The organism is Phocaeicola coprocola DSM 17136 (assembly GCF_000154845.1).
In the GTDB taxonomy this organism is placed as follows: domain Bacteria; phylum Bacteroidota; class Bacteroidia; order Bacteroidales; family Bacteroidaceae; genus Phocaeicola; species Phocaeicola coprocola.
Map to the genome: position 1 here is coordinate 1 of NZ_DS981461.1, position 12,301 is coordinate 12,301.

The window sequence follows — 12,301 nt, forward strand, 5'->3', positions numbered from 1 at the left end:
CTGAGCTCCAATGTGGTGGAATCAGCAAATCAGTGACTGTCTGTATATCAGCACTCACGTCATCATGGAATCGTCTGTAGAGAAGTAAAGCTGCCACTGTCTGTCCTCCCGTCCATCGGATACCAGACGGCTAAGGAAACATACCTTTTGAGAGCTTTTGCATATACCCTCAATCCGTATAGCTTTCCTTTGTTCACCTCGTATTCCTTGCACCGGGTCAAATCCAGATTGGCAAAGTCAATCCTGCCGTCAAACCACTTGGGATGACCACGTTTTCCTGTTTTCTGCTCCAATGTCGGATAGTACAGGATTACGTCATTCCGAAAGCGGCTGATGACATGGAAATCGTTCTCACACATAGGTGTTATGAATGTTTCCTTGGAAAAGAATGCGTCTGCAACCACCGTTCTGGACAGGCTCTGTAGCTTGTCTTTTCTACAGATAAGATAGCTGCTGTACCAGTCAACGAGGCTCTTGTCCATATTATCCAAGGTCTTACAATCTGGCGTCTGAATGGAACCTAAAGTCATGCATTCATGATTGTCGATGTCAATGACACCGATGCCCATGATTTCCAGTCCACGCTTGTATTCTCCTGCACAACCAGACCAGAAGTAACCTATCCAAGGTGTCTTCTTGCCTGATTTGGGAATATAGGAAGGATCGATGGCGATGGCTTTTCTTTTGCCTGTGAGATGCTTGCTGATGATAGAGCCGTTGAACGCAAACCAGTCGAAAGTTTCATGCTCAAAAAGGTTACGATAAGTCTGTTCTGAGAAACAGCCATATCTGCCCAATTGGAGGAAGTTTATACGATCCGGGATGGCCATGAATAATTTCATGGTGTCCATGAACGTTTTTTCAAAAGGTTTTTGTATATTCGCTACTGATTTGAGAGCCGACAGGCACTCGGATTGGTATTGCATAAGGAGTGTTTCTTTAGTCATAATCAGAAGAGTTGAGAGACTTCTAATTTACTAAAAAACCAGCGAATTATGCAATACTTTTTTACCTTTATTATCAGCAGGTTAGCACATTTTTTTCAGCACATTTCTTCATGCTTAACCATTCGTTTTAGACAACATTTCAATGACCTCTTTAGTGTTTCCGAACCGACTTTTGCCGGTTTTATTGTTTAACTTTTAATTTTTCGGTAAAAATTTACCGAAGTATTGTATAAATTTAAAACAAGAAAATTATGTCTGAAATCGCATCAAAAGTACAGAAAATTATCGTTGATAAATTGGGCGTAGAAGAATCAGAAGTTACTCCAGCAGCTAGCTTCACTAACGACCTGGGTGCTGACTCTTTGGATACAGTAGAATTAATCATGGAATTCGAAAAAGAATTCGGTATCTCTATTCCTGACGATCAGGCAGAAAAGATCCAGACTGTAGGCGACGCTATCTCTTACATCGAAGCTAACGCAAAATAATTTAATTCTACTTTTATGGAATTAAAGAGAGTAGTGGTAACAGGTCTTGGTGCGCTCACACCGATAGGTAATACTGTTCCTGATTTCTGGAACAACCTTATCAATGGAGTAAGCGGAGCAGGGCCTATTACTCATTTCGATGCATCTAAGTTCAAGACTCAGTTTGCTTGCGAAGTAAAGAACTTCAATGTGAACGATTTTATCGATCGCAAGGAAGCTCGTAAGATGGACTTGTATACACAATATGCCATCACTGCTGCAAAGGAAGCTGTAGCTGATTCCGGAATTGATGTCGAAAAAGAAGATTTGAATAAAATCGGAGTTATTTTCGGAGTAGGTATCGGAGGACTTCATACTTTCGAAGAAGAAGTTCTGAATTATGCACAGACTAAAGATACTATCGGTCCGCGCTTCAGTCCGTTCTTCATCCCGAAAATGATTGCAGACATAGCATCTGGTCATATTTCTATGATTTATGGCTTCCATGGACCTAACTTCACTACTACTTCTGCGTGTGCATCATCATCAAATGCTATCGGTGAAGCTTTCAACCTGATTCGTTTGGGTAAAGCTAACATGATCGTTGCAGGAGGTGCTGAAGCAACAATCTATCCGGCTGGAGTAGGAGGTTTTAACTCTATGAATGCATTGTCTACACGTAATGACGACCCGACTCATGCTTCACGTCCGTTCAGCGCAAGCCGCGACGGTTTCGTAATGGGAGAAGGAGCCGGATGTCTGATTCTGGAAGAACTGGAGCACGCTAAAGCACGTGGCGCGAAGATTTATGCCGAACTGGCCGGAACAGGTGCTTCTGCCGACGCTTATCATATAACAGCCTCTCATCCGGAAGGTCTGGGTGCGAAACTGGTTATGACAAACGCTCTGGAAGATGCAGGTATGCAACCGGAAGATATCGACTATATCAACGTACACGGTACTTCTACACCAGTAGGAGATATTTCAGAAGTAAAAGCTATTCAAGCTCTGTTCGGAGAGCATGCTTATAAGCTGAATATCAGTTCTACTAAATCAATGACAGGTCACTTACTGGGAGCTGCCGGAGCTGTAGAAGCTATTGCCAGCGTACTGTCTGTGAAAAATGACATTGTTCCTCCAACAATCAACCACGAAGAAGGTGATAACGACGAACAAATCGACTATAACCTGAACTTCACATTCAATAAGGCACAACATCGTACTGTTCGTGCTGCATTGAGCAACACATTCGGTTTTGGTGGACACAATGCATGTGTAATCGTAAAAAAATACACTGAATAAACTGTGTTTAGCAATATAACTGATAAGATAAGACTTCTTTTCCGCAAGGATAAGGAGCCTTATCTTTGTTTTTACAAAATGCTCGGATTTTATCCGAGAAATATAGAAATCTACCAACAGGCCTTGTTGCATAAATCGTCTTCAATAAAAGCCGGTAAAGGACGATTACTGAACAACGAACGACTTGAATTTCTGGGTGATGCCATTCTGGATGCCATAGTTGCCGATATCGTATATAAAAAATTCGAAGGTAAACGAGAAGGTTTCCTTACGAATACACGTTCCAAGATCGTACAACGCGAAACCTTGAACCGTGTAGCCGTAGAAATAGGACTGGATAAACTGATAAAATACACTACACGCCAGTCTTCACATAACAGTTATATGTGTGGAAACGCTTTCGAAGCACTTATCGGAGCTATTTATCTGGACCGTGGATATCGTGCATGCAAGAAGTTCATGGAAGAACGTATCATCAACCAATACCTGAACTTAGAAAAAATATCACGCAAGGAAGTCAACTTCAAGTCGAAACTGATAGAATGGAGTCAGAAGAACAAGTTCTGTGTAGAGTTTAACCTGATAGAACAATCACTCGACAGCGATCAGAATCCGATTTTTGAAACGCAAATTACCGTAGAAAATATTCCGGCAGGTACAGGCAAAGGATATTCTAAAAAAGAATCCCAGCAAGAAGCTGCACATGCAACGCTGACTAAAATAAAAGGCGACCCACAATTTATTGACGCCATTTTTGCAGCTAAAGCAGAAAGAGAAAAAGCAGCAGAAACTGCCGAATCGGAAAATACAACAGCTATACACGAAGAAGCTATAGCAGTCGAAGAAAGTATTAGCGTTCGGGAAGAGGAAATTCCAGAAGAGCACTTCGTAGATACTGAACGTATTATTGCAGAGGCTGAGGAAGTTGCTTTCCGTGAAAGCAAATAAAAACAAACGAGTCAGAAGTTGTAGTCTAATGGACTTTCCAACTTCTGACTCGTTTGTTTTTCAGTATAATATTTCACTACATATTTTTCTATAAGAAACGTCTTTAAGAATTACTTTTTTATCTCCATCAAGTAGGTAAAGTGATGGCATTGCTTTTAAATCATACAAGCAACGTTGCTTAATTTCTTCACGGTCAGTTCCAACAATCCACTCCTTGGGCAATTCACTTATAGTTGTCTTCCATACATCTAAATTTCCTTCTGTATATATAGCTAGAACAGTAAGATTTCCAGCATCAACCTCTTGCTGAAGCAATTTATCATGTAGCATTTCCATCATGACATCATGGCAACTTGGACATTCTGGATCATAAAAAACTAATAAAAGCCGATTCTTATTAACCCTTGTCTGATACAATGTATGCCTACTGCCATCCGGAAGATAATATATAAAATTCATAGCCCTCTGACCAGGAAAATTCTGATTTATCAACTGTAGAGTAAATAGTAACGAACTCTTTTTTAAGTCATCTACATATTTACTTTCTAACATACGTTTCAAAAACAGAACATATAGACCTTCATTATAATAAGGAGAGTTTGGATTATACAAATAATCTTCCATCATCTGTAGAAATATTTTTTGTGCATAAGCCTGCTGTTCTAAACCACCACAAAAGTTATCTATACATTCTACTTGCTGCCTCTCAGCTAATGTCCCATCTGCCAATATAGCTAAAAAATCAACTATACCCTGTTCTGTTATATTCCGATTATTTACTAACGCCGTATCTGCAAAATTAAAATTATCCCAATAATGCGCTATCAGATAAGCTTTACGCTCTTCTGGCTGTGTAAGCATTGCAGGTATTTCAGGAAAAGGGAAAAATGATCTTATCTTTTCTTGCTGTTGTACTATTTCTTTATTAACAGAATTCTTCTCTTCTTGCACTTTATGATAACAAGAAGTGATTCCCAATATTAACCAAGCATATATCCCAAAACAATTAAACTTACCCCATTTCTTATTATGAATTATTTCCTTCATACTTTCCATTATTTCTTGTGGGACAAATTCATTTATTAAAAATATCTGTATCCTAAATAAGGGAAATTTATAACACAAATGACATCTCCACCATTATTACGGAGAAAATATATAAGCCATTTACTCCTTATCCAAAACAGATTCCCATTCTTCGTCCTTGAATAACCAAATCGTGTTCCTCTGTTACTAATTTCAATTTTCCAGCTACCTCACCTAAAGGTACAGAAGTTATTTCTGAACCTCTCAAAGAAACCATTCGACCAAATTGTCCACTTGCAATCAGCTCTGTAGCATGTCCTCCCATACGAGTAGCTAAATTACGGTCGAAAGCTGTAGGGCCTCCCCCACGCTGTATATATCCCAACACCGTTTCACGGGTTTCAAAGCCTGTTTCATATTCTATTTCCTCTGCAATATACTGTGCAGCTTTCTTGCCTCCCAGTGTAGGAATACCTTCTGCAACTACTACGATGGAATAAGGCTTACCCTTCTTCAGGCGGCTAATAATAGTATCACCGATACGATGTATATCGAAAGGAATCTCCGGCAACAGAATAATATCTCCTCCACCTGCCATACCTGAGTAAAGTGCTATCCATCCCGCTTTGTGTCCCATGACTTCGATAACCATCACACGCTGATGTGCACTAGCAGTGGAATGTAATCGGTCTATTGCTTCAGTAGCAATGCTTACAGCAGAATCAAAGCCAAAAGAGATATCGGTCCCCCACACATCATTATCAATCGTTTTAGGTACAGTCACGACATTTACTCCAGTTGCAGCCAATTTGGCTGCAGTCTTTTGTGTACCGTTTCCACCAATACACACAACACAATCCAGCTTGCGCTCACGAATTGTTTTCAACATCATGGCTGGCTTATCTTCCGAAACAGGTACATTTGCTCTATTCTTAAAAGGCTTCTCACGCGATGTTCCCAATATGGTTCCGCCCATGCTCAGCAGTCCAGTCAGAGAGTTCTCATCCAATGGAATAATATCGTTATCCAGCAAACCACGAAATCCACTGCGTATTCCGTAAACTTCCATCCCATAATGGCTGATTGCCGTTTTGCAAACTCCTCTGATAGTTGCATTTATACCAGGGCAGTCGCCTCCCGATGTTAAGATTCCTATTCTCATAACCTTTAAATTTTCACTACTTGTGGTAAAGTTATAAGAAAAAAGTGTAGATTTGTGATTTCTGAAAGGAAAAATCTCTATTTGAAAGAGAAATAGCCTAACTTTGCAGATAAAGATAAAGATATAGATAAGAAAAAGAAAAATATAAATAAATGGTTTCAACAAAGTTAATCGGAAAGCTATTTGTTTCGCGACAAAAGGAAATAGACCGGTACGCGAAGGAGACAGAAGCTATCCAGGAACATGTGTTCCGAAAACTTATACAAACCGCCGCCGCTACGGAATGGGGAAAGAAATATAATTATGCCAACATACGTACATACACTGATTTTCAGCGTGTACCTATACAACAATATGATGATGTAAAAGGTTATGTAGACCGTATGCGACATGGAGAGAAAAACATTTTATGGCCCGGACAGGTAGTATGGTATGCTAAATCATCGGGAACAACCAACGATAAAAGTAAATTCATCCCTGTCAGCAAAGACGGATTACGCCATATTCACTATAAGGGAGGAACAGACGCTGTAGCCCTTTATCTGCGATCAAACCCTCAAAGTAATTTCTTTTCGGGCAAAGGACTGATTTTAGGAGGAAGCCACAGCCCTAATTACAATCTGAAAGATAGTCTGGTAGGTGACTTGTCGGCTATTCTGATACAAAATATTAATCCATTAGTAAACTTCATCCGCGTACCGAGCAAAGACATAGCATTGTTAAGCGAATTTGAAGAAAAAGTAGAACGGATAGCTGAAACAACTATTCACGAAAACGTAACCAATCTTTCAGGAGTTCCGTCGTGGATGCTTGCCGTAATTAAACGTATCTTGGAAAAAACCGGTGCCAAGCACCTGAACGAAATCTGGCCTAACCTGGAAGTCTTTTTCCACGGAGGAGTATGTTTCACACCATATCGAGAACAATACAAGCAGCTGATTACAAGCGATAAAATGCATTATATGGAAACATACAATGCAAGTGAAGGTTTCTTCGGACTGCAAAGTGATCTGAACGACCCAGCCATGTTGCTGATGTTGGATTACGACGTCTTTTATGAATTCATTCCATTGGAGGAAATAGACAATCCGGCTCCAGCCATCATACCACTGGCAGATGTAGAAATCGGCAAGAATTATGCAATGGTAATCAGCACCTCCTGCGGACTATGGAGATACATTATTGGAGATACGGTCAAGTTTACGCAAAAATCACCGTATAAATTTGTAATTTCCGGCCGTACAAAGCATTTTATCAACGCCTTCGGCGAAGAGTTGATGGTAGATAATGCAGAAAAAGGCCTGGCACGTGCCTGCGCCGCAACAGGTGCTCAAGTACTAGAATACTCAGCTGCACCGGTATTTATGGATGCTAATGCAAAATGCCGACATCAATGGCTGATAGAATTCAGTACTATGCCCGACTCTCTGGAAAACTTCAGACATACACTTGATAAAGCATTGCAGGATATCAATTCTGATTATGAAGCCAAGCGTCATAAAGATATTACGTTGCAGGAACTGGAAATTATCGTAGCACGCCCTAATCTGTTCCACGACTGGTTAAAGCAAAAAGGGAAACTGGGCGGACAACATAAAGTACCGCGTTTGAGCAACAACCGTGACTACATCGAAGAAATGCTAAAACTTAATATATGAAGCCCATACCTAAATACATAGCCATATTACTGGTAATCATCGGATTCTATGCATGTGCAAGTACCGGATCACCTGATGGAGGACCTTATGATGAAGATCCCCCTAAATTTATACGTGCTATACCTGAGCCAAATGCAACCAATAATACTCGTAAGAAGATTTCAATCGAATTTGATGAATTTATCAAACTTGAAAACGCTTCTGAGAAGGTAATCATTTCTCCACCGCAAAAAGAAAGCCCCGAAGTGAAAACTAGCGGAAAGCGTGTACTTGTAGAGTTTTTCGATACTTTACAAGAAAATACTACCTACACAATCGACTTCGGCGATGCTATTGTAGACAATAATGAAGGAAACCCCTTGGGACAATTCTCATATGCTTTTTCTACCGGAGATAGAATTGATACCATGCAAGTATCGGGTACTGTATTAAATGCCGAAAATCTGGAACCTATAAAAGGAATTCAGGTAGGATTGCATAAAAACCTGAATGATTCGGCCTTCACCACACTCCCATTCGATCGTATCTCACGTACTGACAGTCGCGGACAGTTCACTATCCGTGGTATTGCTCCAGGCAGTTATCGAATTTATGCTTTGATGGATGGAAACCAGAACTATCTGTTCGATTCAAAAACAGAAGTAATTGCTTTTCAGGACTCCGTCATTGTACCCAGCATGGAAGGTGCTGTCCGCCAGGATACATTATGGAATGAGAAAGATACAACAAAAATTGATACAATAAAACAAGTCAACTATACTCGCTTTTTGCCAGACAATATCATATTACAGGCATTCAAGGAAGAAAGCAGTCTCCAGTACCTAATGAAGAGTGAGCGCCCCAAAACAACGCAGTTCTCACTCTATTTCAGTGCTAAATCGGATACACTACCCACTTTAAAAGGGTTAGACTTCGATGAAAAAGAATTGATTGTCGAAGCCAATCCGCGCAACGATAGCATTCTTTACTGGATAAAGGATACCGCTCTGTGCGAACGTGATACCCTGACTTTGCAGCTGGATTATCTCGCAACAGATACTCTTGGAAAACTGGTTCCCAAGACTGATACGTTACGTATGATAAACAAAATACCAAAAGCTAGACGACTCGCTTTATTGGAGGAAGAGAATAAGAAAAAAGAAAAAGAGCGTAAAAGACGTGAAAAGAAAGGAGATACGCTAACCGTAGAAACTCAATTTCTGACTGTCAATACAGATGCACCTTCAGCGCTCGACCTAAACCGAAACATTGTACTGAGCTTTGAAGAGCCTCTGGCCAGTATAGATACATCGGCCATACACATGAGTACAATGGTAGACTCTGTATGGCAGGATATACCTTTCATTTTTCAAGCAGACAGTGTAGCTCCACGGCGTTATCAGATACTGGCAAACTGGCAGCCGGGAGTAGAATACAAGCTAACTATTGATTCTCTTTGTTTTAAAGGTATTTACGGTCTGTCTTCTGATAAAATAGAGAACACACTAAAGGTTAAGACGCTTGAAGATTACGGAACGCTTTACCTGAACATCGTAGGTGCAGGACCACACGCTATCGTACAACTGTTGAACAGCAGTGATGCCGTAGTACGCCAGCAACCAGTTACAGATAAAAAAACATGTGACTTTTACTTCCTGCAACCAAGTACGAAATACTATATCCGACTGATTAACGATAATAATAATAACGGAAAGTGGGATACAGGACTTTATGAAGACAAACGTCAGGCAGAAGAAGTTTTCTACTTCCCCAAAGTATGGGAAATGAAAGCTAACTTTGAGTTTGAGGAAACATGGAACCTACATGCTACCCCACTCGACAAGCAAAAACTGGATGAAATAAAGAAACAGAAACCTGACGAAACCAAAAAGATAAAAGACAGGAATAAGGAACGAGCCAGAAATCTAGGAAGGTCATGATAAAGAAAATCTTTTTATGCCTGTGCCTCCTGATAGGAGGTACGGCAGCTAAAGCACAATGCGGCGCTGAAAACGATGCAATTAAACCGGGAGAAACACTAAGTTACGAACTGAAATTCAACTGGAAATTTATCTGGATAAATGCAGGTTGGGCTAAAATGACTGTCAATGAAACGACACACAAAGGTCAGCCTTGCCTGAAAACAGACTTGCAGTCGTACACAAATAAAAAAATAGACTTTTTCTTCAAGATGCGTGATACATTAACATGTATTACTACACAACAGTTGGAGCCTTTATATTTCCGTAAAGGAGCAGAAGAAGGAAAACGCTATACTGTAGACGAAGTGAACTTCAGCTACCGCAATGGAAAATGCATTGTCGACCAGCAACGTACCTTATATGGTAAGACAGATAAAAAGCATGATGAAATGCCTGTGTGTGTTTACGACATGCTGAGTATCTTGCTGCAAGCTCGTTCATACGATCCTTCGGATTACAAACCGGGAGTAAAAATACTATTCTCTATGGCAACAGGTCGCGCCATAGAAAAACAGACTTTGATTTATAGAGGAAAAGAAAACTTCACCTCTGAACAAGGAGTTACTTATCGTTGCCTGGTTTTCTCACTGGTAGAATATGTAAACAACAAAGAAAAAGAGGTTATCACCTTTTATGTAACCGACGACCGTAACCATCTGCCAGTCCGACTGGATATGTATCTGAACTTTGGTTCAGCCAAGGCATTCCTCACCGATATAAAAGGAAATAGGCATCCGTTGACTTCCATTGTAAAATAAATATCAGACACAAGATTATATTAACTCGCCCTAAGCAAGGTTATCTTAAAAATAGATGACATTGTTTAGGGCGAGCTTTCTTTTTAAAAAAAAGATGCTGAAAAGCCTAAGAAATTCTGTACAAATTTTCAAAAAAGATCGAGAAGAATTTCCTAAAAGATGCTGTTCTTTTTCCTATACTTTATAAATATGATCTCAGAATAATGCTAAGCTTACTTTAAAACCTTATCCCATTAGTGTCCCGTTAAAATCGGGACGAATTAAATATTAATCAAACAACCCCGGGAAAAGGGGATTTAATTGCTCTTTGACATCATTGAAATTAGTCTTATTGAACAACTCTTGTAAAGGTGTTTTATCCGTTAATGAAATGCTCAAAATCTGTAGGACCTCATAGGTCGAACGGCTTAAGTGCAAATCATGTTGGATAATAGCTACCAAACAATAAGTGATAATAGCCACACTTATCTGAATACGGACTGCGTTTTCTGTGGTGCCCCAGAACCTTTTGATTTTAAGGTGCTGCTTCAACCATTTGAAGAACAGTTCTACAAGCCATCTCTTTTTATAGAGATTAGCTACATCAAGTGCAGATATATGTTTGGCATTTGTCAGGAAGGTAAATTCACGATCATCTTCTTCATCATAGAACCTGATAATCCTGAATGATTCCGGATACTTCTTTTCAGAGGTATATCCTGATAATTTCACTTCAGCATCAGATAGTATATTCTTTGGTAGTCTGCGTTTCCATTTGCAGAACTTAAATTTAAGATTCGACTTGGCTCTTACGACAAAGAAAGAGCCAGTAAGATGAATCCGATATAGTTCCTTAAACGAATCATACGCTCTATCAAAAATATAGTATGCATTTGGTTCATAATGAATTGCAGACATTGCTGTTGAGTCATGTTTTGAAGCTGTGGTTACTGTAAAAAAAGCCGGAACCTGAGCCTCAATGTCATAAAGGACATGTGCCTTGACTCCACCTTTTTTACTTCGAAATTTAGCCCAAGGAAATGTTGCCAAACATAACGGAATGGTGGTTGAATCAAAAGCGTACTTCTTTCCTTCGATATCCAGAATATGAGTAGCTCGTTTATCACTGGCTTCTTTCATCATGAAGAATGCAAAATCTTCAAAGATTCTGTAATCCCTATTTTGGTTAGCTGATGCAAGTGTGGTTTTGGCCAAGGGTTCACGACCCAATCCCAAATGATAACACTTGGCTTGATGTGCTTCCAATGCAACAATCAGGTCGCGTAGGCTCTCACGATTGCTTAGCTGTCCGAACATCATAGCAAGAAGCTGGTTCCAGCAAGTGAAATGTTTGACGTAACGATTTCCATCGTATTTGTCCACGATTCTTCTGAATTTATTGTTGTTCAAAAACTCTACCAATTGAGCGAAAACATATTTGTCTTGATTCATTTGAAGCCATTTGATTTGGTTTCAAAGGTACAATTTCAAATCGTCGCGCTTTACAAATAGAGTATAATAAGCTATATTTCAGTTATTTCAAAGAACTATTTATCCACTTTTACGGGACAGTAATGACCTTATCCAACACAGGTTTCAAAGAAATTATTCATGCGTTTACTCTTCGCTCCCTTTACTAAATATTTTGCAATTACAATAATTCATAATATTATTAGGAATACTTAAGTTTCGCAAGTAAAGTGTAGCTCCTCAGGCGGCTGGTGTCAGCCTGTCGAAAGCCTGCTTTACTGCTTTGATTTGTTTATCGTTTGATATTACTTGTTCTGTCAGAACCATTGCATCACAGTTAAGTACCTCGGCAATGACGTTTATAACTTCTACGATCAGCAGCCAAATTTTTTCGGCTACTGAAAGTTCAACAGAGTTCTTTGAAATTTCAGCAAGAGTCCTCCGATAGTTTCGTATGACTCATTGCGTTTGACATAACTGAGTATATTGTACTGTAGTACGCACAATGATATGCCTGCAATCTGTCCGGCGAAGTCTCTGCACTGGTTTCTTTCCGAGTTTTGAGATTTGCTTTCACCTCTTTATGAGCCACTTCGATAACACATCTTCCTTGAATAAAGTCT

At 39.7% G+C, this 12,301-nt stretch carries 8 protein-coding genes and 3 pseudogenes; 6 read left to right on the forward strand and 5 right to left on the reverse strand.

Features of this window, described 5'->3' with window-relative positions; genetic code table 11:
- Positions 1 to 63: 63 nt before the first annotated feature.
- A pseudogene (locus tag BACCOP_RS06610) lies at positions 64 to 947 on the reverse strand (hypothetical protein); the annotation flags it as partial.
- 251 nt (positions 948 to 1,198) lie between these two features.
- Between BACCOP_RS06610 and BACCOP_RS06615 the strand changes: the two are divergent.
- The 3 genes and pseudogenes from BACCOP_RS06615 to rnc form a co-directional block, all read left to right on the forward strand.
- Positions 1,199 to 1,435, forward strand: coding sequence for an acyl carrier protein (locus BACCOP_RS06615; protein ID WP_007567505.1), 237 nt, complete (start codon positions 1,199 to 1,201; stop codon positions 1,433 to 1,435).
- A gap of 15 nt (positions 1,436 to 1,450) precedes the next feature.
- A complete protein-coding gene (fabF, locus tag BACCOP_RS06620) occupies positions 1,451 to 2,716 on the forward strand; it encodes a beta-ketoacyl-ACP synthase II (RefSeq protein ID WP_007567508.1) in 1,266 nt (421 codons plus the stop codon).
- 3 nt (positions 2,717 to 2,719) lie between these two features.
- Positions 2,720 to 3,458, forward strand: a pseudogene (gene rnc, locus BACCOP_RS06625) (ribonuclease III); the annotation flags it as partial.
- A gap of 266 nt (positions 3,459 to 3,724) precedes the next feature.
- On the opposite strand, the gene BACCOP_RS06630 reads toward rnc, so the two are convergent.
- Together BACCOP_RS06630 and BACCOP_RS06635 are read right to left on the reverse strand one after the other, a co-directional pair.
- Positions 3,725 to 4,711, reverse strand: coding sequence for a DUF5106 domain-containing protein (locus BACCOP_RS06630; RefSeq protein WP_040311896.1), 987 nt, complete (start codon positions 4,709 to 4,711; stop codon positions 3,725 to 3,727).
- A gap of 127 nt (positions 4,712 to 4,838) precedes the next feature.
- The gene (locus BACCOP_RS06635; protein ID WP_040311892.1) at positions 4,839 to 5,852 is read right to left on the reverse strand and encodes an ATP-dependent 6-phosphofructokinase; all 1,014 of its coding nucleotides are present in this window, start codon (positions 5,850 to 5,852) and stop codon (positions 4,839 to 4,841) included.
- A gap of 152 nt (positions 5,853 to 6,004) precedes the next feature.
- On the opposite strand from BACCOP_RS06635, the gene BACCOP_RS06640 reads away from it, so the two are divergent.
- Genes BACCOP_RS06640 through BACCOP_RS06650 form a run of 3 tightly spaced genes read left to right on the forward strand, consistent with a single transcriptional unit; the run spans position 6,005 to position 10,229 of the window.
- Positions 6,005 to 7,510, forward strand: coding sequence for a GH3 auxin-responsive promoter family protein (locus BACCOP_RS06640; protein WP_007567513.1), 1,506 nt, complete (start codon positions 6,005 to 6,007; stop codon positions 7,508 to 7,510).
- Positions 7,507 to 9,429, forward strand: a complete 1,923-nt coding sequence (locus BACCOP_RS06645; protein WP_007567515.1) for an Ig-like domain-containing protein — start codon at positions 7,507 to 7,509, stop codon at positions 9,427 to 9,429. Before BACCOP_RS06640 ends, BACCOP_RS06645 begins: the two co-directional genes overlap by 4 nt.
- Positions 9,426 to 10,229 carry a DUF3108 domain-containing protein gene (locus BACCOP_RS06650; protein ID WP_007567517.1) on the forward strand — a complete coding sequence of 268 codons (804 nt, stop codon included), beginning with the start codon at positions 9,426 to 9,428 and terminating at the stop codon, positions 10,227 to 10,229. Before BACCOP_RS06645 ends, BACCOP_RS06650 begins: the two co-directional genes overlap by 4 nt.
- A gap of 267 nt (positions 10,230 to 10,496) precedes the next feature.
- On the opposite strand, the gene BACCOP_RS06655 is transcribed toward BACCOP_RS06650, so the two are convergent.
- Together BACCOP_RS06655 and BACCOP_RS21600 are read right to left on the reverse strand one after the other, a co-directional pair.
- Positions 10,497 to 11,660, reverse strand: a complete 1,164-nt coding sequence (locus tag BACCOP_RS06655; protein WP_007564783.1) for an IS4 family transposase — start codon at positions 11,658 to 11,660, stop codon at positions 10,497 to 10,499.
- Positions 11,661 to 11,918: 258 nt separating this feature from the next.
- Positions 11,919 to 12,301 (reverse strand): annotated as a pseudogene (locus BACCOP_RS21600) (IS4 family transposase); the annotation flags it as partial.

Coding starts and splice junctions, on each gene's coding strand:
- BACCOP_RS06635 (WP_040311892.1), bottom strand. CDS start 5,852: ATGAGAATAGGAATCTTAACATCGGGAGGCGACTGCCCTGGTATAAAT.
- BACCOP_RS06630 (WP_040311896.1), bottom strand. CDS start 4,711: ATGAAGGAAATAATTCATAATAAGAAATGGGGTAAGTTTAATTGTTTT.
- BACCOP_RS06645 (WP_007567515.1), top strand. CDS start 7,507: ATGAAGCCCATACCTAAATACATAGCCATATTACTGGTAATCATCGGA.
- BACCOP_RS06655 (WP_007564783.1), bottom strand. CDS start 11,660: ATGAATCAAGACAAATATGTTTTCGCTCAATTGGTAGAGTTTTTGAAC.
- BACCOP_RS06640 (WP_007567513.1), top strand. CDS start 6,005: ATGGTTTCAACAAAGTTAATCGGAAAGCTATTTGTTTCGCGACAAAAG.
- BACCOP_RS06615 (WP_007567505.1), top strand. CDS start 1,199: ATGTCTGAAATCGCATCAAAAGTACAGAAAATTATCGTTGATAAATTG.
- BACCOP_RS06650 (WP_007567517.1), top strand. CDS start 9,426: ATGATAAAGAAAATCTTTTTATGCCTGTGCCTCCTGATAGGAGGTACG.
- fabF (WP_007567508.1), top strand. CDS start 1,451: ATGGAATTAAAGAGAGTAGTGGTAACAGGTCTTGGTGCGCTCACACCG.